The 24228-nt window shown below is 53.7% G+C and carries 20 protein-coding genes; 6 read left to right on the forward strand and 14 right to left on the reverse strand.

The window, feature by feature from the left end; all coding sequences use genetic code 11:
* The first annotated feature begins 34 nt into the window (after nt 1–34).
* Complete coding sequence (locus tag DL346_RS21765) at nt 35–1327, forward strand: MDR family MFS transporter (RefSeq protein ID WP_112884463.1); 1293 nt, start codon at nt 35–37, stop codon at nt 1325–1327.
* A 17-nt stretch (nt 1328–1344) separates the two neighbouring features.
* Here the strand turns inward: DL346_RS21765 and DL346_RS21770 are convergent, their stop codons facing one another.
* From DL346_RS21770 to DL346_RS21785, 4 genes are read right to left on the reverse strand one after another with little or no spacing between them, the layout of a single operon-like run.
* Nucleotides 1345–2010, reverse strand: a complete 666-nt coding sequence (locus tag DL346_RS21770) for a hypothetical protein (protein WP_112884464.1) — start codon at nt 2008–2010, stop codon at nt 1345–1347.
* Nucleotides 2000–3994, reverse strand: coding sequence for a DUF8034 domain-containing protein (locus DL346_RS21775; RefSeq protein ID WP_112884465.1), 1995 nt, complete (start codon nt 3992–3994; stop codon nt 2000–2002). The genes DL346_RS21770 and DL346_RS21775 overlap by 11 nt, the downstream gene beginning before the upstream one ends.
* Nucleotides 3987–4736 (reverse strand): RraA family protein, encoded by a 750-nt coding sequence (locus DL346_RS21780; protein ID WP_112884466.1) that lies wholly within the window; start codon nt 4734–4736, stop codon nt 3987–3989. Before DL346_RS21780 ends, DL346_RS21775 begins: the two co-directional genes overlap by 8 nt.
* 59 nt (nt 4737–4795) lie before the next feature.
* Entirely contained in the window at nt 4796–5701 is a 906-nt protein-coding gene (locus DL346_RS21785; RefSeq protein WP_112884467.1) for an aldo/keto reductase, read from the reverse strand.
* Between the two features lie 145 nt (nt 5702–5846).
* On the opposite strand from DL346_RS21785, the gene DL346_RS21790 reads away from it, so the two are divergent.
* A complete protein-coding gene (locus DL346_RS21790) occupies nt 5847–6689 on the forward strand; it encodes an AraC family transcriptional regulator (RefSeq protein ID WP_112884468.1) in 843 nt (280 codons plus the stop codon).
* A gap of 457 nt (nt 6690–7146) precedes the next feature.
* On the opposite strand, the gene DL346_RS21795 is transcribed toward DL346_RS21790, so the two are convergent.
* Nucleotides 7147–8766 carry an extracellular solute-binding protein gene (locus DL346_RS21795; protein ID WP_112884469.1) on the reverse strand — a complete coding sequence of 540 codons (1620 nt, stop codon included), beginning with the start codon at nt 8764–8766 and terminating at the stop codon, nt 7147–7149.
* Nucleotides 8767–8926: 160 nt separating this feature from the next.
* On the opposite strand from DL346_RS21795, the gene DL346_RS21800 reads away from it, so the two are divergent.
* Entirely contained in the window at nt 8927–10705 is a 1779-nt protein-coding gene (locus DL346_RS21800) for a sensor histidine kinase (RefSeq protein WP_165822621.1), read from the forward strand.
* Nucleotides 10702–11502: a response regulator transcription factor gene (locus tag DL346_RS21805; RefSeq protein ID WP_112884471.1), complete on the forward strand. Its 801-nt coding sequence runs from the start codon at nt 10702–10704 to the stop codon at nt 11500–11502. Before DL346_RS21800 ends, DL346_RS21805 begins: the two co-directional genes overlap by 4 nt.
* Here the strand turns inward: DL346_RS21805 and DL346_RS21810 are convergent.
* From DL346_RS21810 to DL346_RS21840, 7 genes are all read right to left on the reverse strand, one after another.
* On the reverse strand, nt 11499–13079 hold the full coding sequence (locus DL346_RS21810) for an extracellular solute-binding protein (RefSeq protein WP_112884472.1): 1581 nt from the start codon (nt 13077–13079) through the stop codon (nt 11499–11501). The two genes, DL346_RS21805 and DL346_RS21810, sit on opposite strands and share 4 nt — an antisense overlap.
* Before the next feature lie 99 nt (nt 13080–13178).
* Nucleotides 13179–14060, reverse strand: coding sequence for a carbohydrate ABC transporter permease (locus tag DL346_RS21815; protein WP_112884473.1), 882 nt, complete (start codon nt 14058–14060; stop codon nt 13179–13181).
* Between the two features lie 19 nt (nt 14061–14079).
* Entirely contained in the window at nt 14080–14979 is a 900-nt protein-coding gene (locus DL346_RS21820; protein WP_112884474.1) for an ABC transporter permease, read from the reverse strand.
* Between the two features lie 110 nt (nt 14980–15089).
* Entirely contained in the window at nt 15090–16880 is a 1791-nt protein-coding gene (locus DL346_RS21825) for a type 2 periplasmic-binding domain-containing protein (protein WP_112884475.1), read from the reverse strand.
* Between the two features lie 391 nt (nt 16881–17271).
* Entirely contained in the window at nt 17272–17784 is a 513-nt protein-coding gene (locus tag DL346_RS21830; RefSeq protein WP_112884476.1) for an acyl-CoA thioesterase, read from the reverse strand.
* Between the two features lie 5 nt (nt 17785–17789).
* Entirely contained in the window at nt 17790–18536 is a 747-nt protein-coding gene (locus DL346_RS21835; RefSeq protein WP_240633350.1) for a polysaccharide deacetylase family protein, read from the reverse strand.
* Between the two features lie 133 nt (nt 18537–18669).
* Nucleotides 18670–19791 carry a phosphodiester glycosidase family protein gene (locus DL346_RS21840; protein ID WP_112884477.1) on the reverse strand — a complete coding sequence of 374 codons (1122 nt, stop codon included), beginning with the start codon at nt 19789–19791 and terminating at the stop codon, nt 18670–18672.
* Between the two features lie 210 nt (nt 19792–20001).
* On the opposite strand from DL346_RS21840, the gene DL346_RS21845 reads away from it, so the two are divergent.
* Both DL346_RS21845 and DL346_RS21850 read left to right on the forward strand, forming a co-directional pair.
* The gene (locus DL346_RS21845; RefSeq protein ID WP_420849592.1) at nt 20002–20277 is read left to right on the forward strand and encodes a hypothetical protein; all 276 of its coding nucleotides are present in this window, start codon (nt 20002–20004) and stop codon (nt 20275–20277) included.
* A gap of 17 nt (nt 20278–20294) precedes the next feature.
* The gene (locus DL346_RS21850; RefSeq protein WP_112884478.1) at nt 20295–20642 is read left to right on the forward strand and encodes a spore coat protein; all 348 of its coding nucleotides are present in this window, start codon (nt 20295–20297) and stop codon (nt 20640–20642) included.
* Nucleotides 20643–20724: 82 nt separating this feature from the next.
* Here DL346_RS21850 and htpG read toward each other — a convergent pair whose 3' ends face one another.
* Nucleotides 20725–22614 (reverse strand): molecular chaperone HtpG, encoded by a 1890-nt coding sequence (gene htpG / locus DL346_RS21855; RefSeq protein ID WP_112884479.1) that lies wholly within the window; start codon nt 22612–22614, stop codon nt 20725–20727.
* Between the two features lie 521 nt (nt 22615–23135).
* The gene (locus DL346_RS21865) at nt 23136–23429 is read right to left on the reverse strand and encodes a helix-turn-helix domain-containing protein (protein WP_112884481.1); all 294 of its coding nucleotides are present in this window, start codon (nt 23427–23429) and stop codon (nt 23136–23138) included.
* Nucleotides 23430–24228 lie beyond the last annotated feature (799 nt).

Genomic DNA, 24228 nt, shown 5'->3' on the forward strand with positions numbered 1-24228 from the left:
GATAAACACTTACAACCAGAGGGATTGCAGCACAATGAAAATCAGAGATTGGGATATGAATCTAAAAATCCGCCTTGGCGGAGAAGCGGCCTTCAACGTTATTTTCTGGACATTCTTTCCGTTCTTATCCATCTATTTCACGCGCGAGTTCGGCAAAGGCTGGACGGGCATCCTGCTAGTCATCTCGCAGCTGCTCTCGGTATTCGCCAACCTGCTCGGCGGCTATTGCGCGGACCGGTTCGGCCGCAAGCGGATGATGGTCTTTGCCGCATGGGGACAAGCCTTCGGCTACGGACTGTTCGCCGTCTCGGCGTCGCCTTGGCTGCAAATGCCGGTCGCCGGCTTTATCGGCTTTACGCTGGCGAGCTTCTTCGGCGCGCTGTATTGGCCCGCAAGCCAAGCGATGGTCGCCGACGTCGTTGAAGAGAAGCATCAAGCAAACGTCTTCGCCATCTTCTACACCGCGGCCAATATGGCCGTCGTCGTCGGTCCGTTGCTCGGTTCGCTCCTCTATGAGGACAACCCGTACAACGTGCTCGTTATCGCTGCGATCGTCTGCATGCTGCTCGCGATCTTCATGAATATTCGGCTGCAGGAAACGCTTCCGGAGCAGTCTGCCGAGCGGAAACGGTCCAACGCAGGCGAGCCGTGGTACCGATTCGTGGCGGCACAGCTGCGGGATTACAGGGTTATCGCCACCGACCGCGTCTTCCTGCTCTTCATCATCGCGGGCGTGCTGCTGTCGCAAACCTTCATGCAATTGGACCTGCTCTTCCCGGTATTTCTGAAAGAAACCGTCGCGCAGGCGACCATCTTCTCGTTCGGCGACTGGACGCTGAAGGTAACCGGGCAGCAGCTGTTCGGCCTGATCGTATCGGAGAACGGACTCTTCGTCGCGATGTTCACCGTTGTTGTCACCAAATGGATCACCGGCTTCCGCGACAGGTATATCTTTTTCGGCGCTTCCCTGCTCTATGCAGCCGGCATCCAAATGTTCGGGCTCATGTCCGGTTTCTGGGGCTTCACGCTCGCCATCGCCATCTTCACCTTGGCCGAGCTCATGTCAGCTGGACCGCAGCAGGCTTTCGTCGCGAGACTGGCCCCGGAAGAAATCCGCGGCCAATATTTCGCCGCCGCCAGCTTGCGCTTCACGCTGGGCCGGACGATAGCCCCGCTGACCATACCGCTCACGAGCTGGATCGGCTTCGCTTGGACGTTCACCCTGCTGGCCGTACTGGCCGTCCTGTCCGCATTTATCTATAACAGCATGTTTAACCGGTTTGAACGGCAATCCGCCTATACCGAGAAAGAAGCACAGCCTGCTTAGCGGCTGTGCTTCTTTGCTTAATCGCGACTCATCGAAAAGATCTCTTCCATCACGCGCCACACCGGTTCCCGCTCCGTGTCATCCGCCCACGGTTCAAAATGCGGCGCCATGGCCACGCCCCAGTCGGGCGGCGTCTCGCTCGTGGCAAGCAGTCCCTTCCGCGTCGGCTCTACGATCGCGGGCAGCTCATGATAGGAAAAAATATAGTCGCCGAAGCTGCCGATCGTATAGTACTTGTTGAACAGCCTCGGCTGCTCCTCCTGGAGCTGATAATGCAGGAAAACATAGCTGGCGTATTGCTCCGGCTTCAGCTTCGCAAGACTGCCGACCCGCTGCGTCGGACGGTAGCCGGGGCGGCGCCACGGCACATCATCGAGCGGAATGTCATCGTGAAAAATATCGTTCATGCGCAGCTCATGCGCATCCCGCTCGCCGATGCCCGGCCACGCGTCCAGCAGTGAGGACAGCCGGTCATCCCACGCCCACAAGCTATCCGCTCCGCCGGCTTCGAGATAAGTGAACAGATAACGTCCCTCGCGAAAGACGCTGCACGTCAGCACGCCCTGCCGCTGCAGCCGTTTACGCAGTTGAACTCCCGCTCCTGCCAGCTCGGTTGCGAACGCCTCCTCCATGCCGCGCTTGATCGCGGAGATCCACATGAAACGGTGAATATTAGCCGGCATTATGCTCACCCCACGGTTCTTGATAAGACGGGTCGTTTACGAAACGCGCCATGCCCAGCTCCAGCGTCGTATGGCTGCCCAGCTCAATGGCTACGCACAGCCATTTGCCATCCACTTTTTCAGTGATCTTAGCCGCGATCGGATTATACAAGCCGCTTGGCAGCTTCTCCATCGTCGTGAGCGCGCCGAGCTCGCTGCCGTCGTTCGCTGCGGAGCCGAATACGGTGTACGTGACATCCGTGAACTGGTGCTCGCCGAACGCGCCTGCCTGCAAAATGACGTTCCGAGGCTGCGTAGGATGCAGGTTCACTAGCTTCACGATCGTCCGCTCATCCTCCAGCTTCTCGACCAACGCAGCTACGTCCGGAGGGAGGCCCGGCCGCTTGGCATCAGCGTCGTAATAGCGCAGCCGTGCCATGAGCAGGCCGCCGTTATAGAGCGGCGACGGCGCGCCGAGCGTCAGCTGCAGCAGCCCTTCCAACGTCACCGTATTGCGGATCTGCACGTAGTCGTCACGGTAGCTCGCCGGATCCTCGGTATCGCTCCGCATGAAGCTAAGCCGTTGATACACCTGCGTCAGATTGTACGTCAAAATCTCTTCCGGATAGCTCGGATACTCGCCATCCAAATAAGAGACCCAGCAATAATCATGGCCGGCCTGGTCCTTATTGCGGAAATAGCGGATTTGATTGTAATCCGGCTTCGCATAGTTGCGCAGCGACTTCAACAGTTCATGGTCGGTCTCCTGCATGGACATGTACCACAAATGCGTCGGATAGAACGGCTCGATCGGCGTGAACTCGAACGCGCCGTCCTTATACACGACCGTCTTGCCGTCGTCTTCGAGAAGAATGTTAGAGGTGACGTAGCCATGCCAGCCCGGATCGCCGAATTTGTTCGGCAAGTACCGCGTGCCGTCGTCCCCGACGATTGCCTTCTCGTTCATGATCGTCATCTGCGAACGCAGAAACTCGATATAAGCTGAATCGCGCTCCAGCAGCAGCGCATTCTGCGCAGCCACGCCGACGCCTTGTCCGATGCTGACCCAGCCGTGCGGCCAAGTCCAGCCATACCAGCCTCCGTACCATTTGCCTCCCGTATGCTCGCCGATGATGCCGTTCAAGCCGACGTTGTCCGGAATGAGGCCGCCATTTTGCTTCGCCCGATCGACCCAAGCGTCGACGTATTCTTTAACCCACGCTTTGTACTTCGGATCGCCCGTATGAAGGTATGCGTTCGCAACCATGCTCGTAGCGAGCAGGTTCAGCGGGATATCGCCGCGCGAAGCACGCTCCACGATTGCTTTGCCCATGGCTAGCGCGCCTTCCTCATGCTTCAGGTCATCCAGCGTTCGAACGCCCGGGACATCCTGATAATGAAGGCCGTAATGCTTCATCCAATCGACGTAGTGCCAGCCGCTGAAATGCACCTTGAAATTACGGTCGGTCGCCCCCTTGCTGCCGGAATGCGGATAAGGAATCGTGCGGTGCACCGGGTCGTAGTTGATGGCTTCCGGATCCTCATTAAGGAACAGTCCGGCGTAGCGGATCGCCCGCTCCTTGATTTTCGGATCGTTCGGGTCCATCAACCCCATATGGTAAAACATCGTGTAGCCTTCGCCTTGGTGGAACCAATCGTATCCCTGCTCATACTCCTTCTCAACCATCTTGTGGCCGGTGCCTGAATCGTAACGGGAGAATTGCTCGGTGATCGCGTCGAATTCCTTCTTGGACAGCTGCTTGAACTTCTCATGACCGCCCAGAATGTAAAACAACGGCCAATTGAAAAAGCTCTCATACATATCATCGAGCGCATCAATGCCGGTATGGGTCTCGGTCGTTGGCCACAGCATCGTCCCGTCCGGTCGGACATAACGCGCAAGCAGCGGCTCTACCGCTTCATCAATCAGCTCGATCAGCTGGCGCTCCAGCAGCGCCCACTTCGGCGGCTCATGGAACGCAAGGTTCGCATGCAGTTTACGCATACCCATTCTCCTTCTTCCACTGCTCGAACTCGAGCCTCGCTTCGGCGTTAGGCGGGTAGTGCGTATGCAGGGAGGCGCCTTCATCCAGCTTCATTTTAATCCAGCGCTCCTCCAGCTCGTCATGGGCTCTTGCGATCTTCACGATCTCCTCCACGCATTGCGGAGGAATGGCTACGCAGCCGTCGCGGTCGGCCAGGATGATATCGCCCGGAATGACGGTTACGCCGCCGCAGCGAATCGGCTCATTGACGCCGACGGACATGAGCGAGCGGGGAATCGCGCCTCCGTGAACGCCTCTGGCCAGCACCGGAAAATCAACCTGCTTAATCCGCTGCAAATCGCGGACGCAGCCGTCCACGATGATCGCCTGGCCGCCGAGATAACGGAGACGGCGCGTGAAAATATCGCCGACGACGCCCGTTTCCATATGGCTGCCGGTATCAATGACCAGCACGTCGTTCTTCATAATCGACTCCAACGCTTCTCGGTGCGGCGATTCCGGCAGCGTATCGTACTGCTGCTTCACAAGATCTTCGCGTAACGGCACGAACCGCAGCGTTACGGCGCGGCCGACCGCGCTTTGCTGGCCCTCCGGGAAAGCCAGCGGCATGATCCCCTGCATGTAGGCGTTCCGGTAGCCCATTTCCACTAGCGTATGAGAAGCGGTGCTGACGCTGACGAGCTTCAGCTCCTCCAGTAATTCGTCGCTGACGGTATGCACATTTTTCACGATATAAGCCATGCTTGTAACCACTCCTACTCCGTTTATGAATGGGGTTAAGGATTCATGCCATGAAAAGATTACGCAAATAAGGACGGGTAGTCTCCGAACAAGCTCAGTACCCGGCTGTGATCCTCCTGCGAGAGGCCCTGGCCGTCGCAATACGAAATGTTGGCGCGCAGCGAGCGGCTGGAAGCGGTGCCGGTCAGCGTGACATGGATATCGGGGTTCTGCAGGCTGAAGCGCATGCCCGGCTCAATGAGCCCTTTCGGCTCGGTGCGCCGCAGGAAGGCCAGCTTCTCCATCCGCCTGGCGGCTTCGCTGACGAATTCTTCGCTTAGGAACTTCGCCGGAGCGTCGGCAAGAAGGCCCATGCCAAGCACGCTGCCGTTGATGACGGCGATATTCTTCTCCTTGGCAAGCGGGATGATCTCTTTGGCAGCGGAATAATCGAGCAGCATATACCGCGCGTAAAACTGGATGGAATCGAACACATCCGTCTCCATGTACCGTTTCAGCAAATCCAAGTTGCGGGTCGTCACGCCGAGGAAACGGATTTTGCCGTCGTCTCGCAGCTTCTGCAGCGCCGGAACCGCTTCCTGCATGATCATTTCATACGGCTTCTTCTCCACGTCATGCAGCTGAAGCAGGTCGATGCAGTCAGTCTGTAAGCGCTTTAAACTGCCTTCGACGGAACGGATGATTCCGGCGTAATCGTAGTCTTGGTCGTGTCGGGCCGCCTTCGTCGCCAGCACGACCTTGCCGCGCCTGCCGCCAAGCAGCGCCCGGCCGAAGCGTTCCTCCGACAGGCCGTTCCCGTATAACGGAGCCGTATCAATGAAATTAATGCCCCGATCAAGCGCCTCATGAATGACCCGCTCGATCTCCGTCTCGTCTACATCCTTGAAATCGCCGCCGATCGGCGCGCCGCCCAAGCCAAGCTTCGATACCCGAAGTCCTGTTCGGCCGAATGTCGTATATTCCATGCCGCCGTGCCATCCCTTCTTCGACATAATGTGATGATTTTGCTATTCCAAAGGCTATAAGCACACTATATACTAGAATTATTCCGAATCGGATACCTCTTTTTTGCGATTTACATATCAACTTTTTGCGGAGCTGACGAGGACTATGTATGAGGCGCAATTTCTGGCGCGGCCGGACTTCGACCGGTTTCCGGCCTATCCGATCGGCATCGGGCATATCTACGATGAACCTAACCATTTGGTTAACGGCATTCGATATGGGGCAGATCACTACAACATTCATGTTGTCGCGAAGGGAACGGGCTGGCTGCGAACGAAGGCCGGCTCGATCGAGCTGAAGCCGGGCATGGGCTTTCTATATGCCGAAGACCAAGAACAGCATTTCGGCTCGGATCCGGATGATCCATGGGAGGTATGGTGGATCTATTTGCGAGGGGAAGGCATGAACGACCTCATCGGCGAGAAACGGGTCGGCGATGTGTGGGCGTTCGCTTACGATCGCGGCGAGCGGCTGCATGCGCTATTGCAGGAACTTTGGCAGGCAGCGGCGGTGAATGACATGGCGGCTGTGCCACGGCATGCCGCGATTTTGTACGAGCTCGTGCTGGAGCTGGTCCTCCACTCCACCGATCTCGACGCCCCGGGCGAGCCCGGCCTCGTGCAGGCGATCAAACGCGCCGCCGACTTCATGCGGATGCACTGCGCGAAAGACTTGCCGCTGCAGAAGCTGGCCGACCAATGCGGAATAAGTCCGGCCTATTTTAGCCGGACCTTTCACGCGCAGATGGGGATGCCGCCGCTCGCTTATCTCAACCGGCAGCGCATCGAGCTGTCGAAGCAGATGCTGATAACAACAGCGAAACCGGTGAAACAAATCGCGCAGGAGGTCGGCTTCTCGAAGCCGAGCTATTACATCGAGCGGTTCCGGCTTGCCGAAGGGGTAACGCCGGCATTGTTCCGCGACCGGTATATGAAGCCGGATGCTTAACAAATAGGCGCCCGGACAGGGGCGCCTTATATTGCAGAGAATCCCGCCATCGTTTAATTGGCGGGCTTGTCGTCTTTTATATGGTTGGCGAGTGCGCGGCAGCATGAGAGAGCGCACGAAAAATTCTAACGGATGCTCCATTGCTTATTTGCGCAAAAATCGCCATTCTAAAAATCTAACGGTTGCCAGAGGCGTTATTTAACCCTAATCGGAAGAATTCGCTGCCCCAATCGTCAAATAGCGTCTCTGAGAACCGTTAGCCTTTCAAAAGGGCCATTTGAGGCTAAATAGCGTGCGTGGCAATCGTTAGCGTATACACGGCAGCATGGAGCAATTTCCATTCTCGAAGCCATTCAAGATGCAGGTGATCCCACGTTAGAAATGTTATGTCCAATCGAGATAAACAATAGAACTACGAGCTGAGGCGCCCGGATAGGGCGCCCCTCTAACAATTAAACTACTTCTTCAGCTCTTCCGTAATCTCTTCGATAATTTTGTTCCCGCCCTGCGCCTTCCAATCCGCCACGAACTGGTCGAACGCATTCAGCGGCGCATCGCCCAAAATGATTTTGTAGAAGGTTTCGGTCTCCAGCTTCTGCAGATTCGCCCAGTTGCGCTCCATCGTCTTCGTCGTCGCTGAGAAGACGGGGTCCGTTACGTTCATCGGCATCTTCAGAATGCCGCCGCCCAGCAAGTATGCCGCAGGAGGCCCCCAGTCGTTCGCATTGCCGCGCGGATGCTGCCGGTCGCGCAGCGCCTGCTCGTAAACGATCTGCATTTCGCCGTCCATGTCTTCCTTCTTCACCGTGCCCGCTAGTGCCTCCACCAGCAAATCATGCTTGCGCGTCGCCGCATCCGCGTAATCGATCGTCATCAGCAGCGGCCACAAGCCATGACCCGGGTCCAGCTTCTTCGCCTGTTCATCCGGCGTGCGTTCGGCTTGAACGCGCATGTTGTTGTACACCACCGCCGCCTCCGGATGCTCGTACCCTTTCCGGACGACGAAGAAGAAATTGCTGACGGGCACGCTCGCGATGTTGTACTGACCGTTCGCATCTTGAATCATGAATGGCCGCCAATCCGATTCCGGATTGTTCCTGAGCGGATCAATCAGCGCCCACGGCGTCCACCATGGCCCGAAGAAGGAGCCGGTCTTGCCGTTTAAGACCAGATCGTCCGGCGTTTTGCGCAGCGCGAATTCCTTGTCGATCAAGCCATCCACGTACATCTCGTGGAGGACGCTCAGCGCCTGCTTCGTGCCCGGAAGCGTAGAGCCGTATACGACCTGGCCTTTCTCGTCCTTCGTCCAGATCAACGGATAGGAATTAAAGGCGTTAAAGATCCCTTTGAAATCGTGCAGGCCGCCGATCGGCGAAGCCAGCGTAATGCTGTTGCCGGTCAAGCCGATCGTGTCCGCCTTCCCGTTGCCGTCCGGATCGTTCTCCACGAATGCCTTCAGGACGTTCTTAAAGTCATCGATCGTTTTCGGCGCCTGCAGCTTCAGCTTGTCCAGCCAATCCTGGCGCAGCCACAGAATCGACGGCGCATCGGCTTGAATCGATACGCTCGGCAGCGCCATCAGCTTGCCCTCATAGGTCGCCTTCTCCAGCGCCCTGCCCTCGGTCGATCGGTAGAAGTCCTGCAGCTGAGGCGAAGCGTATCGCTCATAAACGTCAGTCAGATCCTCCAGCTGGTCCGCAGCGGCCATCGCGCGAAACGTCTTCTCGTTGACGACCATCACATCCGGAATGTCGTTGCTCGCGATCGCAAGCTGCATTTTCTGATCGAAATCGGTTGAGGATGCCGACCACAGCACCCGGGTTTTGATATTCGTTTTGTCCAGGACATAATCCGTATATTCATTATCTTCAAGCGTTTCGCCGCTCTTCAGCTTCAAGCCGGGGAGCACCGGTTTGACGATGCTCATCTCCACGGTCTCCGGGAGCTTATAATAGTCGACCTTGCCGCCTTCCGATGGGTTCTTCCCATTATTGCCTATGCCGCCTGCGCAGCCCGCCAGCACCAGAGTTGCAGTTATGACCAGCGAAAATGCCCGCATAAGCTTCACGTTGTTCATCTTGCAATGTACCCCTCTCGCCGAGTGCGTCGTTCTATACCATCATACCATGAAATTTTAACGCGGCTAAATGCCTATGCCAAGTAGTATATAGGGAATCATTTGAACTATAATGAGTACGACAACGACAACGCTTACAGCAGGAGAAGGTGAACCGCAAGTGAAGCTCCGCAGATTTAGTATCGGTATCGTCAAAAAAATGATTCTCGGCTACATCGTCATCATTCTGCTGCCCACCATCTGCATCGGGATGCTGTATTACCGGCAGATTCATAATAACGCATTGCAGGATTTCGCCAACAACCGCGAATACTTCATCAAGCAGTTCGGTACCGCCCTAACGATGAACATGAGCCAAATCGAAATGATCCATGATATTTTCCAAACGAACAAAGTGCTGAGCGGCCTGCTGGCGGGCAAATACCGCGCCGAATCCGAGCAAGTCTACGTCTACTTGAGGGATCTCGTGCCGCTGTTCTCCTTCTATAAAAGCAATTCGTTCTACATCGATCAAATCCGCATCTTCAAGACGGATCCGAAGGTGCTGAGCATGGGGACGAGCATCGTCGAACCCGATGACAGCATTCCGGACGAAGCCGTCAGGCTGAATGTAGGCGAAGGCTATTGGCTCCAGCAGTTGTCCACGCCTTCCGCGCTGCAGTTAACCTACTATAAGAAACTGTACAATGATGATTTTACCAAAGCAACCGGCCTTATGGAAATCCGGCTCAAATTTACGTTCATTTCGAGCATGTTCCATACGTCCGACGTGAAGGGCACGCCGATGCATTACTATCTGGCCGGCGACGCGGACGATACGAAAGACGGGAGAATAAACGAGATCGTTGCCTTGTCGGCCAAGCTGCCGCTCGGCAGCGCCGATAAGGAGCGCATCCATTCGTCCGTGCAGGGAGCGAAAACCTATCGGTACATGGATTCCGAGATAGGGCAGCTGCTGGTGAACAGCTTCCATGTGCCGAAGCTGAAGTCTACGATCTTGACGGTGACGCCGACCAGCGAGCTGTTCCAGCAAACGAAGAACTCCGTCCAATTCTACGTGCTGATGATCGCCGCCCTGCTGCTCATTCTGACCTTCGCTTATTTCTTTACCGTCTCCACGGTCGTTCAGCGCATCGTGAAGCTCGGCAAGCATATGCGCGGCAACCTGCTGGCCAAATACCAGGAAGATCAGGACGGCGACGAAATCGGCTTCCTTGTCTCGTCTTACAATAAAATGATCGACCGCCACGACGAGCTGATGAGCAAGGTGGATATCTCGCAGCTAAGGCAGAAGGAAGCGGCCTACTTGGCGCTGCAGGCACAGATCAATCCGCATTTCATCTATAACGGCCTCGAAGCGATCCGGATGGCCGCCGAGGAAAGCGACAGTCCCGACGTCGCCAAAATGATCTATGCGCTCGGGCAGTCGATCCGCTACAGCTTGTCGAAGAGCCAGCATGTCAAGCTGCAGGACGAGCTTACCCATATTCGCAGCTACCTGCAAATCTATAAAGTGCGGATGGAGGAACGCCTGCAGTACGACATCGACGTGGAGGACGAGAGCCTGCTCCGCATCGACTGTCCGCGCTTCATCATCCAGCCGCTGGTGGAGAACGCCATCGTGCATGGCATTTCCAAGAAGCGCGGAACGGGTACGCTGCTCATCCGCGTCTATGGCGAAGACGGAACGGCCTTCGTCCGCATCCAAGATGACGGCGCCGGCATGACGCCGGAGAAGCTGGAGCAGCTTCGGCAGAAGCTCGCGGGCTATACCGCGCCGCAGGAGCCGGAGCAGCAGCAAGGCGGTATCGGCGTCATGAACGTGCATGAGCGGATGATCAGCCAGTATGGACAGGCCTACGGCCTGATCGTGGAGAGCGAGCAAGGAATCGGAACGACCATTACGTTACGGATGCCGAAGGAGGGGAATGCCGAATGAAGCTCCTCATCGTCGAAGACGAAGCGCCGATCCTGCGTGGATTGCTGCGCAAAATCAAACAATTCGAGACGCCTTTCACGGACATCGAGGGCGTCTCCAGCGCGGAGGAGGCGCTGGATGCGCTGCGCCAAAGTCCTGCCGATCTCGTCATGACGGACATCAACATGCCTGAGATGAACGGGCTGCAGCTGATTAAGGCGGCCAAGAGCGAGGGGCTTTGCCAGCGGTTCATCATCTTGACCGGGTACGACGACTTCTCGTACGCCCGTGATGCGATCCGCCTGCAAGTCATCGACTATTTGTTGAAGCCGATTGACGATGAGCAGCTGGAGGAGCTGCTGGTGCGGCTCGGTCAAGACGCGCTCGCCGAGCAGGAGCCGCATGCGCTTCAAGCCGAAGAGGAGCAGGACGATCCGGATGCCGCCGAGCACGAATATGCGGAGAAGCCGGAGGCCAGCAAGCAGATTCTGGAGTTCATTGAGGCGAACTATAATCGGGATCTGTCCCTCTCCGCCGTGGCGGAGCATGTCGGGCTTCATCCCAACTACGTCAGCTCCCTGTTCAAAAAGGAAACCGGCATGAACGTGCTTGCCTACATCCAGCAACTTAGAGTCATTAAAGCGAAGGAACTGCTCATCTCGCGCCCGAATCTGCCTTTAAGCGAGGTGGCGATGCTGACCGGCTTCGAGAGCCAGCGGCACTTCTTCAAGGTGTTCAAGAAGCATACGCAGATGACGCCGCGCCAGTTCGGCGACGCTCATCATGCGGGCAAAGAAATGGCGCAGGAGCCGGATTAACGGCTGTTCTGCGCCATTTCTTTATACTTGCGGGTCATCCATACCTCCAGCTTGCGCAGTCCCAGCTGCTCGGCATTTCTGACCATCAGCTCATATTGCACCGTGCAGGCTGCTTCCGACTCGGCAAGAATAATGTTCGTCTGTTCGCTTTCGATCAGATCCTTCACTTTGCCGGCGATATCGGCCTCCTCCGTGCCTGCGGGCGGACTCGCGAAGTACAGAAGCGGCTTGTACACGGTATGCTCCTTCTCCATGCGAAGCACCTTCATGAGATCTGGCTGTCCTTCGTCAAAGGTTGCCAGATTTTCGACGCTGCCATGCGCCCCGAACGACCATGCAGCCGCTCCGTAGGTTTGCACCCATTTATCGTAGTTTTCGTTCTTCTCCCGCAGGAACGGCTCCTTGAATACCGGATATCCCTTCGGCGACAAGTTCCAGTGCACGCCCTCGATGCCCCATACCGTCAGACGCTGTCCCTCTTCGCTGCGCAAGAACCTCATGAGCTTGATGGCCGCCTCCGGGTGCTTGCTCGTCTTCGTAATATAGGTGCCGGCCCAGCCGATCGTTTCATTCACGCGGGCAAACGATTCCGAGAGCGGCGAAGTCACCAGCCTGGCGCGGGCTTTCAGCCCTGCCGCCTTATAAGCGTCGTTGGCGGCATTCGCCTCGTACACGTTGCGGATGAACGCGAAAGCATTGCCGCTGTTGCGCTCCTTCAGATACTGCTCGTAGCTGTAAGTAAAGTTTTCCGGCTTGATCAAGCCTTCGCGGTACAGCCGATTGAGATAACGGTAATACGCGAGCATCTGCGGATTGCGCAGCTGGCTCAGCAGCTGCCCGTCATCCTCGTAGACCGCCCCGTCCATGCCGAAGCGTCCTTTGAAAAATTCGCTCCATTGATTAACCTCATCCAGCAGCAGCGGCGTCATGTTGGGATACGTCTTCTTCACCTTCAGCAGCAGGCTCTCCAGTTCGCGCAGCGACTTCAGCGGCGGATTGCCGAGCTGCTCCATCAAATCGGCGCGCACGACCATTGCCGTCGTGCCGGGTCCAGCCACGGCATAAGGGCTCTGCATATCCGCCGCGGTCAGGAAATAGTTGCGGATCGTATAATAATGGCCATCCGACGTCCGGTTCAGCTGCTTCTCTTGCTCGGATACCTCGAGATCCGGCGCATATTTCGAAATCAGCTCATCCCACGCGTAACTGATCTGCGGGCTTGCCAGCCTCTCCGAAAGGCGGTCGGAGTAGATAAGATCCGGGATGTTGCCGGCAGCGATCATCGCGGGAAGCTCGTTATCGTCTTTGCTCTTGATCACCTTCAGCTTGATGCCGGTCCGTCTCGTCAGCTCCTCGGGAATCGGCCCCTCGAAGGAATCGACCCAAAACCACGGCATATCGATGAATACGGTGAGCTCGGTCGGCGCGGCTGGATTCGACTCGCCTTCATGCCCCATGGCGGTGCGATTGCCTTGCGGCGGCGCGGAAGCCGTACTCGCGCAAGCCGTTCCCATTAGCGAAACCGCGCCCAGCAGGACTGCCTGGGTCAACATGCGCCTCCATTTGCTTCGAACCATGCGCGCAGTCCCCCCCTCCCGAGAAAAATAAAAGCTGACCCCAAATAAGGTCAGCTTTGTTGTTGGTTCTGTACGTGAACGAAGCTCCGGTTGGACAGTCTATTCTTTAACTGCACCGATCATCATGCCGGAAATGAAGTATTTCTGCATGAACGGATACACCAGCAGAATCGGAATGGACGCGATGAACACCTGAGCCGCCTTGATCGTGCGGTCCGATACTTTGCTGAGCAGCGCCGCGTATTCCTTCGTCATGACCTTCGTGTTCGATTCAAGCAGAATCGTCTGCAGATACGACTGAAGCGGATATTTATCCTGCGAATTCATATAGATCAGTCCGTCAAACCAAGAATTCCAGTGACCGACAGCCGAGAATACGATGAGCGTCGCGACGATCGGAAGCGACAACGGCAAGTACAGCGAGAACAACGTCTTGAAGTGGCCTGCCCCGTCCATGAACGCCGACTCTTCGATCTCCTTCGGCACGTTGCGGAAGAAGTTCGACAGCAGCAGCACGTTGAACACCGAGATCGCGCTCGGAATGACCAACGCCCAGATCGAATCCAGCAGGTGCGTATACTTGACGATCATGAAGCTCGGGATCAGACCGCCGGAGAACAGCATTGTCATCACCAAGTACCATGCGAACACCGGCTGATGCTTGAAGGCCGCTTTGCTCTTCGACAGCGGGTACGCCGCAAGCGTCGTCAGCAGCATGCTGATGGCTACGCCCAATAGAACCCGCTCCAGCGAAATGCCCATCGCGGTCCAGAACTCGGAGTTTTGCAAAATATATTCATACGATTTCAGCGAGAAGTTCACCGGAAACAGGGTAACCTCTCCCGCCGTAACCGAGGCGCTCGAGCTCAGCGAGATCGCCAATACGTGAATCATCGGAATCACGCAGCTCAGGGAGAAGAGGATAAAGAGCAATCCATTCAATCCGCTGAATATTTTTCTACCTAAAGAACGGTCTACCACAGAAATCCCTCCTGCTCCTCTAGAATATGCGATGATCCGATACTTTACGGGCGATATAGTAGGAAGCCGTAATTAGGATCAAACTGACGACGGAACGGAACAAGCCGATTGCCGAAGCCAATGAGTACTGCGCCTGCTGAAGGCCCATCCGGTACACCCATGTATCGATAACGTCGCCGGTCTTGTATACCAGCGGGCTGTACAACATAAGGACTTGTTCGAACCCTGCGTTCAAAATATAGCCCAGGCTGAGCGTCACCATGAGTACGATCGTCGATTTCATGCCCGGAAGCGTAATGTGCCAAATCTGTTTGAAACGGTTGGCGCCATCGATGGTGGCTGCTTCGTATTGAGTAGGGTCGATGGTCGTAATCGCAGCCAAAAACACGATCGTGCCAAAGCCGGTAATTTGCCATGTTTCGGTACCTACGAGCAAGTACGGGAACCAAGAAGCCTTCGATAAAAAGATAATCGGATCAAAGCCGAGTTTTGTCAGCATCAAGTTGATAAGTCCTTCCCGCGAAAGCATATCCCGGATAATGCCGCCGAGGATAACCCACGAGAGGAAGTAAGGGAAGTAAATGATCGTTTGAACAGTGCGTTTAAACACTTTGGATACGATTTCGTTAAGCAATATGGCAACGACGATCGCTGCTACGGTTTCGATGACGATTTTCATCGAAGCGATGAATAGGGTGTTCATGACAACCTGTTTGACATCGGGAATATGCATCAATCTCTTGAAATTATCCAAACCGATCCACTTGGAATCAAAGAAGCCCTGACTTGGTTCAAACCGTTGGAAAGCCATGACGACGCCGAACATCGGCAGATAAGAATAGATGAATACGACCAAGACCGGGAGAAGCATCATGAGATAAAGCGCGACTTGCTTTCTCGGGATTTTGAACCAATTCATTAAGCTCGCCCCTTATACATGTTAGACATGATTTGCGGGAAGAATAGCCGCAGAGCGCGGAGGGAAAAGGATCCAACCGCACTCTGCCGGCTTCTTGCCGCAAGCTTTACTTACTTGCTTTCAAACCACTTCTGCACGCTTTCTTTGTTCTTCTTCGCGAACCAGTCGTTCAGGCCCGGGTTAACCGCGGAAGCGTAAAGCGAATCGAATTGCGCCAGGAACGCGTCGTACTCTGCGATGTCGCCGCCTTTGACGACGTTCAGGAACATAACGTCCCAAGCTTTCTTGATGATCGGCGCGTTGTCGAGCATTTCTTGCGTCGGCATTGCCGTGTATTCGTTCATTTGGAAACGTTTCTCTTTGATGTACTGGTCTACGACCGCAAGGCTGCCTTTATCCGTGTAGGACAGGTAAGAAGGGAAGCCTGCTTTGTCGTTCTTGTCCGCATACGCTTTGGACTGGTCATAGAACAGTTTGTACGCCTCGGACAGTTGATCCGTTTTGCCGTCTTTGAACGCTTGGCTGATTTGCTGGAACGCCTCGTAGTTGAAGGACGGGTTGTAGATCGGCATTGGATAAGCCAGGAAGATACCCGAGTTGTCGACCGGATCCGTGTTGTACTTGCCGAATTGCATCGTTTCCGGATTGTTGTTCAGATCATGGAACAGGTTTTGCATTTTCACGAGCGCTTCAGGGTTCTTAACGCCCTTCTTCGCTACCGCGATGCCAAGCACCGTTGCCGCCGTTACCGAGGATTTGCCCGGCTTGTCGTCTGCCGAAGGAATCGCTACCGGCTCCCACTTCGCGTCCGCTTTTTTGTCGAGGTTCAGGTTAAGCGGCCACCAAGCGTCCCACAGACCGCCAAAGATAACCGTCGATTGGCCGTTCACGACTTGCTCGTTGTATTTCGTATCGTCCAATGTCGCGAAGTCCGGGTGAATGTAGCCTTTCTTGTAGTACTCTTGCAGCTTCAGAAGCGCTTTGCGCGTATTCTCGCGCTGCTCTTCGCCGAACATGCCGTGTTCAAGCTCGCCTTTGCTGTTCTCTACGAAGATGTTCGGGTACGAGTGGAACATATTGAAGTAGGCGTCGCCGATGCCCCAGTTCGCCGAGTTCAGGTTAGCGTCTGCTAGCGGAATCGGGTAGATGTCTTTGCCGGATTTGTCATAATCGTTTGCCTTGAAGGTTTCAAGGATTTTGTCCAACTCGTCGACAGTCTTAGGCGCGGTCAGGTTGGCTTTCGCCAGATTGTCTTCACGCAGCCAGAGCATGGAGCCGGAGTCGTGGTACGTTTGACCGTTCGGAATCCCGTAGATCTTGCCGTCCTTCGTAACGCCTTCCAATAGACCCGCGTAGTCGCCTGTCAGGTACTGCTTCGTGTACTTGGTAGCGTAGTCTTTCAGCACTTGCGTCAAGTCTTCCAGCTGGCCTGTAGCCGCCAGCTTCTCGAATTGCGAAGGCGAAACGTACATGAAGTCAGGCAAGTCGCCGCTTGCGATCATCAGGTTCATTTTCTCTTCGCCTTGGGCAGCCGGGGATGTCCATGTGTACTTCATCTTGATGCCAAGCTTTTCTTCCCATGTGCGGGTGTAGATATTGTTTTCGATCGTGTCGCCGTTCTTCAGGTTGTCCGCTACGCCGTTGTTCGTGTGAATCGTCGTGATTTCGATCGGCGGATCGTATTTGCCGAATGGATCTTGCGCCGGATCTGCGCTTGCATCCAACAATGGAGCGTTCTCCGCAGGTGCGTTGCCGGAATTCGTATTCGTGCCGGAGTTTGTGGACGTGCCGGAATTCGTGCTCGATGTATCATTTCCGTTGTTGCCGCAGGCTGCAAGCGGCAGCGCTAAAGCAAGGCAGAGCGTAAGGGAAGCAAATTTAACCGTATAGTTCTTTTTCATTCGTGAATCCCCCTATTTGCTAGTTTTTGTAACTGTTTATGATTTGATTTTCCATGAAGTAGAAACGTTTCAAAAAACTCGATGCTTCTTCCACAGTTCGCTTATGAACACGCTTTCCATCGAAGTCAGCGTAGGTTTCCGTCATCCGTCTCCCTCCTTCATTTCTATAACCACACTATACATGAAGCGCTTTCAGCAAGAATACGGATCATTTCTTATATCGGAGTGACCAAAATTAAGATCGCTTGTTTAACGGCATAAAAAGTGCGCAAGAACACTGAATTATTCGCTCCCTGGTAGAATCGTTTCACCGCTTCTGGAAAGTTGTTGGAGCAAACGCAAAAAAACCCGGCCGCTTTCGCGGCCAGGCTGAACATGTTTTGTGGAGCTGCTACTCCCAAGGGTATTTCGTCAACAGATAATCGGCAAACTTCTTGCTTTCTTCCCTGCGGTGCTTACGCAATTCCGACCGGTGCTCCGCCGTTTCGTGCAGCTTCTTCTCCTCTTCCGTCTCCGGCACGATCTGCGGAACGGCCGTCGGCCGGTTATTCTCGTCGAGCGCGACGAAGGTGAGAAACGCGGTCGCCGCAATTTTGCGCTCGCCGCTTCTCAAGTCCTCGCGGATCACCTTCACGAAAACCTCCATCGAGCTCTTGCCCGTCCAGGTAATGAACGACTCGAGCGAGACCGAGTCCGACGGGCGGATCGGATACAGAAAGTCGACGGAATCCGTCGACGCCGTCACTGCCGCCATCCGGCACAGCTTAGAAACCGAGATGGAGGCAATATCATCGATATACGACATGAGTTTGCCGCCGAACAGCGTATCATGGTTGTTCACATCGTTCGGAAATACCCGGGACACCTTGAAGCACCGGGTTTCTTTCGCCGTTTTCGATTCCATTCCGATCACTTTGCCTCCTGAATTCGCAGCATATCGCCCGTCTTGTCCTCCATCAGCTCCGTCACGGTTACGAGCTTAAAGCCCCTCTTTGTCAGTTCCGGCAATATGATCCGCAGCGCTTGCACGGTCTGGCCCGAGCCCGGAATATAGTCATGGAGCAGCACAATATCACCGTTTCTCGCGTTGTTCAACACCTTTTGCGCAATTCGGTTCACGCCTGGCCTTCGCCAGTCGCCCGTATCCTGATGCCACGACCACAGCACAGTCGTATAGCCGAGCTTGTGCGCGATTTGGATCGTTTGTTCGTTGTAGAAGCCGCCTGGCGGGCGGAATAGATGCGGCTTCTTGCCAGTCAGCTTCACGAGGGAATCCTCCGTTTGCATGATTTCCTTCTGAATTATCGACGGCGAGGTACCCTTCGTAAAGAAGGGATGACTGTATGTATGATTGGCCACTTCATGGCCTTCCTCGATTTCCCGCTTGATCATTTCCGGATATTGCTTCACCCGGTAACCCAGGACGAAAAAGGTCGCTTTAGCATTGTACTGCTTTAGTAAATCGAGAATTTCGTTCGTCATCTTCGGATACGGTCCGTCATCGAAGGTGAGCGCAAGCTCATTCTCCGAAAGCGGCACTTCCCACACGACATCTCCCCGGTTTTCGTAATAGTACCGATCCTTCTTCGGCATCCGAAACCCGCATAACATGCAAATGCACAGCAAAATGACTGTGCAGCGCCAAACTGCAGCCACTACGTTTCCTCCTTAATCCATTCAACACCTGTTACTATATGCTTTTGAACAGCGTTTTATCCTTGGCCCATCAAGCTTTGTCGCACAGCAAAAAGGACGTCTTCCCTAACGGAAAGACGCCCTCTGATATTCCTTATGAAGCTCGGCGTTTCTTCGACGAATCGAACGATTGCATGTCGATGCCCGCCCAAATATTCGGCACCTCGACTTCCTCCGGCTTGTCGAACACCAGAAACGCCGTCGGCAAGTAACGCGCGCCGTATTGGCTGGATGGTTTGTTGACGACTTTGTCGTCCTTCACCAGTACGGTCGATGAACCGCCATCCAGATTCGCCGCCGTCACCGCGCCTTTCTCGAGCAGAATGTTCTGCACGTCGTATAACGTCGCGCCTACCGAATAACCGGGCTGGCGGCCGTCGATGACGACGAACACGATCGTGCCGTCCTTCAGCTGCGCCATGCAGGTTCGCGGGGCGATGCCCCAGCCGTCAGCCTCGCTCTTAATGAGCCCTTTGCCGTTGACGATAAATTTCGGCTGGAACGTGACCGCTTCGGATACGCCCATGGCAAGCAGCTGCTTCGACGTGTAGCGGCCTGCGACCATAAGGCCGTTTCTGTCGATGCCGACCACGTTCACCTTGGCGTTCATCCCGTTGCCCTTGTACAGCAGCTTGCCGCCGGACATCACGATGCCGGCCGGCTTAAAGCCGTTGCCGTGCCAGTTCGGGTCGTCGAAGGCGCCGCCGTTTACGCCGGCAATCGCTCCCGTCCGCTTCACCATGCTCTCGACCCGCTCCCCTTCGCCGACGATGTTGGTCGTCACGACGCGGATCATTTTCGGATCGTGCACATACATCAGGTAGCCTTTGAAGCCCTTGCGCGAGATCGGCTCGACCTTCACCGTTCCTTGCGGATGCTTGATCAGGCTCACATTGTGGTTATCCTTCACGTCCGCCATCGCATCGAATTGCGCCGTGTAGGCTGCGACACGGTTATCAAGCTCCTCTTGGCCGATCAGATACTTGGCCAAATAACGATGCTGGGTCGTAATCAGCGTGTCGGCCATCATGTATCGTACATCCGTGCCGGATGGCGTGAAGAAAAACCAGCCGCCGGCCCCCACTGCCGCGATCAGCAGCGCTGCGGACAACCGTTTGACCGTTCTGCGCCAGTTCCGCTTCTTCTGAGGATTCTGGCGTCTTGCATTATAAGAATGCTGCCGTCCTGGGACGACAGTTTCTGTCCGATGCTCCATTGTTGCAGCTCCTCTCTTGCTGTGGTTGGTTTGTTGCCGCGGCCCGAATGCCGCAGCGGAACACATCCAAACACTATAGAAGCCGCAGCTTAAGAGAAGCTTAAAAACGTTAAATACTCCCAAGGCAAAAAAAGCGAATAACCCGCGAGGCCGAGTTATTTTGCCGGAATTGCGCAAGCTATATGGGAATACGTAAAGGAGGTCATCCATTTGCAGCAAACGCAATCTACGCAGCAACAGGCAGGCGTCATGCCCGCGCCGCCTACTGTCATCACGACGAAAGACGCTTCTTACTTAAAGGACCAACTGTCCTGGCTGCTGCTGGCCACGAAGAAATGCAGTCATTTTGCGAAGGAATGCTCCGACCCTGAAATCAGCCAAGCGATCGACAAAGCCGGCCGCATGCACGAGCGCCATTACAACCTGCTGCTGAAGCATCTGCAGACCAATAATGCCGAAGGCATGAAGCAAGTACCTCAACATTAGAAAGGAGCCGCCCTGGAATGAGCCCGAATTCAAACACGATTCAAAATCCGAAGCCGGCGTACGAGCCGCAGGTGAAAGGTCCCGAGCTGACGGACCGCGACCGCCTCAACGACATTCTGTCCACGGAAAAATATTTGGCCGACAGCTTCAGCATCGCCGCCAACGAAGCCAGCCACGCCGCACTTCACCAGGATATTATGATGGTGCTGACCGAGACGCATCAGTGCCAGCATGAAATCTTCGAGTTGATGTTCCGCAAAGGCCACTACAAGCTCGAGGCCGAGGATCAGACCAAGCTCGATCAGGCATACCAGCAGTTCAGCGGGTATGCCAGCCAGTTCCCTTACGGCGGAACGCTGCAATAGCGGATGCAAGACAGCACGTTCATCGCAAGCTTAAAAGGGGTACCCTCTCGGGTACCCCTTTACACATTCAGGCGGATGAAATCTAAACCATCACTTTGCAAATATCGTTCGTGAACGCAACCGGGTCCTGAATCGGCAAGCCTTCGATCAACAGGGCTTGGTTGTAGAGCAGCTGGGTATACAGGCTCAGCTTCTCGGCATCCTTCGCGGACGCTTCCTTCAGCGACTGATATACCGGGTGGTTGATGTTGATTTCAAGCACCTTCACCGCTTGCACGTCTTGGTTGTTCGGCATCGCCTTAAGGATTTTCTCCATCTCGATCGATACTTCGCCTTCGCTGGTGAGGCAGACCGGGTGGCTCTTCAGCCGCTTGGACGCCTTGACCTTCACGACTTTGCCGCTCAGAATTTGCTGCATGTGCTCGAAGAGCTCCTTGCTGCCACTTTCTTCCGCTTCCTGCTTCTCTTTTTCCGCATCCGACTCGATGCCAAGATCGCCGCTCGATACCGACTTGAACTGCTTGTCCTTATAGCTCATGATCGTCTTGATCGCGAACTCGTCGATGTCGTCCGTGAAATAGAGAATCTCATAGCCTTTATCCGAGACGAGCTCGATCGCCGGCAGCTTCTCGATGCGCTCGATCGAATCGCCTGCAGCATAGTAAATATACTTCTGGTCTTCCGGCATTCTCGACACGTACTGATCCAGCGTTACTTGCTTCTTCTCCTTGGAGGAGTAGAAGAGCAGCAGATCCTGTAGCGTGTCTTTATTCATGCCAAAGTCGCTGTAAACGCCGAACTTCAGCTGGCGGCCGAACGCTTTGTAGAACGTCTCGTACTTGTCGCGCTCGTCCTTCAGCAGGCTCTGCAGCTGGCTCTTGATCTTGTTCTTGATGTTCTTCGCGATCAACGTCAGCTGGCGGTCATGCTGCAGCATCTCGCGGGATATGTTGAGCGACAGGTCCTCGGAGTCGACCATCCCTTTCACGAAGCTGAAGTAGTCCGGCAGCAAGTCAGCGCATTTGTTCATGATCAGCACGCCATTGGAGTAGAGCTCAAGCCCTTTCTCGTACTCCTTCGTGTAGTAATCGAACGGCGTGCTCTCGGGAATGTACAAAATCGCCTGATACACGACCGCGCCGTCCGCGCTGATATGGATATGCTTCAGCGGCTTGTCGAAGCCGTAGCGCTTCTCGTGATAGAACTGCTCGTAGTCTTCCGCGGTCAGCTCGTTCTTGTTTTTGCGCCAGATCGGCACCATGCTGTTGATCGTTTGCTCTTCCACGTGCGATTCAAACTCCGGCTTGTCGCCTTCGCTGCCTTCTTTCGGACGCTGGCCCGTCACGTCCATCTTGATCGGATACCGGATGAAATCCGAATACTTCTTGATGATGGAGCGCAGACGGTATTCCTCCAGGAACTCGTCATAGTTATCTTCTTCCGTGTTCGGCTTGATGTGCAGCACGATTTCCGTGCCGACTTCGGCCTTTTCGCTTGGCACAATCGTATAGCCGTCCGCGCCTTCGGATTCCCACTTGAACGCTTCGCTGCTATCCAGCGCCCGGCTCGTCACCGTGACGCGGTCCGCCACCATGAAGGCCGCATAGAAGCCAACGCCGAACTGGCCGATAATATTGTGGCCGTCCTTGCTCTCATTTTCCTTCTTGAACGCCAGGGAGCCGCTCTTTGCGATTACGCCGAGGTTGTTCTCGAGCTCCTCCTGCGTCATGCCGATCCCGGTGTCGCTGATGGTGAGCGTGCGGTTTGCTTTGTCCGCCGTCACCTTTACATAATAGTCCGCTTGATTGAAGACGAGCTTGTCGTCCGTAAGCGCCTTGTAATAGATTTTATCGATAGCATCACTCGCATTGGAGATCAGCTCCCGCAGGAAAATTTCCCGCTGCGTGTAGATGGAGTTGATCATCATTTCCAGCAAACGCTTGGACTCCGCCTTGAACTCATGCTTGATCATCGATCGATACCCTCCCAATGTTGTCTTAGCACTCTGCCTATAGGAGTGCTAATTCCTCTCTTTTTTATAGCATGTTTTGGGAAGCGATACAAGTCAGGTCACGACTAAATCATGGCAGCTGCGGATTGCATTTTGATACCGCATAAAAATTAAAGTGCCGAAAATCCTGAGGACTTTCTCGACACGAACAAAAAACTGTCCTTCGTGGCGCCTTTCACGAGGGACAGATTCATTACCAGACTATGTTGATAAAAACGCAACTAGAATTTCTTTATCAATTTATTTGTAATCTATTTTAATAGGCGTTGTTAAAGCATCCGTATTATTATAGAAAATCTTAAGTTTATTATATTCAAATATCTTCACTTTTACATTCTCATTCTCATTATGTAAAACAGCAACAGATTTGACCGACGGCGACAAGATAGTTCCGATCAACAAGGAATATCGGTTCTTTTTTTCATAATAGTTCCATTTTATAGGTCCACCCTGATATTCATTGTCAAGTTTCCCATTAACCATTAATTCGTTTCAGCTAAGAAAAAAAAGTGGACCTTTTTATTTTGATCCATTCCAATTACAAGTTTTTGGATATTTTCTTTGAATTCTATTTCGACAATACTTTCTTTTGTTATGTAACTACCTTCAGCTTCTACTGCTCTCATGACTTTGTCATATGTACTCACGCTTCGTAAGGCATAATAATAATAAAATATTCCACTTAAAATTATTATAAGTATTGCGAACAAAAAAAACCGGCGGTACTGCTGCTGTTCGCCTTTTGGATAGATGCGATACTTATAGGCTTTCAGCAAGTCCTATCATCCTTTCTGACCATGTTTTAGCTTATGAGGTTGTGCGATGCAAACCGTTGCCATTATCCCCTGCTTTAGAAGACAGAGCAGCACCTTTGGTTCCAAGACTTGCAGCATATTCGTGCTGCGGTGAAACCCAAATTAGCGGGGCTTTGTAACTCTAGTTAGAAAAAAAGACCTCAGAGAAATCCCGAGGTCCATTTTCTTTTGCGCTCTAGTAGCACATTTAATAAAACAATGAGAAAAAATAACTAGCTGAAAAGCATAAAACAACAGAGAACATCAAATTGACATAAACAATCAAATTGTTTTTACGGAGACAAAAACCATCTACAAAACATATACATAGTTCAATTATTGCATTTATTAAGAAACAGGCAGTAAGCGAAAAAATTGCAAAACTAAAAATGTGATGATATTTTTCAGAATCCAAGATGTCCCCTGGAAAAGATTCGCTCGCATTAATTCGAGAGAAAGAAACCCATACCTTGGCTATAAAATAAATAGGCGTTACGGTTAAAGAGTTGAGAATAGCCACAATCAGATAAAATATACATCGTTTTGATTTTAAGACAATTTTAAATCACTCCATTGGTTTTATTGCCATCCATTTCAAGCCTTTTTAACTGATACAGTAGTATATGATAGCTGGCCAGCTTATCAACGAGAAGATCATAAATGCTAGATGACTGACAAAAACAAGCAATCTCATTTAAATAAAAGGTAGTGTCAATGTCGCTACCGTTTACTTCTAATTTATGGTTTTTATGTAAGTGATATGTTATAAATTACCATAATG

The sequence above is a fragment of the Paenibacillus montanisoli genome (genome assembly GCF_003268025.1).
Taxonomy (GTDB): domain Bacteria; phylum Bacillota; class Bacilli; order Paenibacillales; family Paenibacillaceae; genus Paenibacillus_Z; species Paenibacillus_Z montanisoli.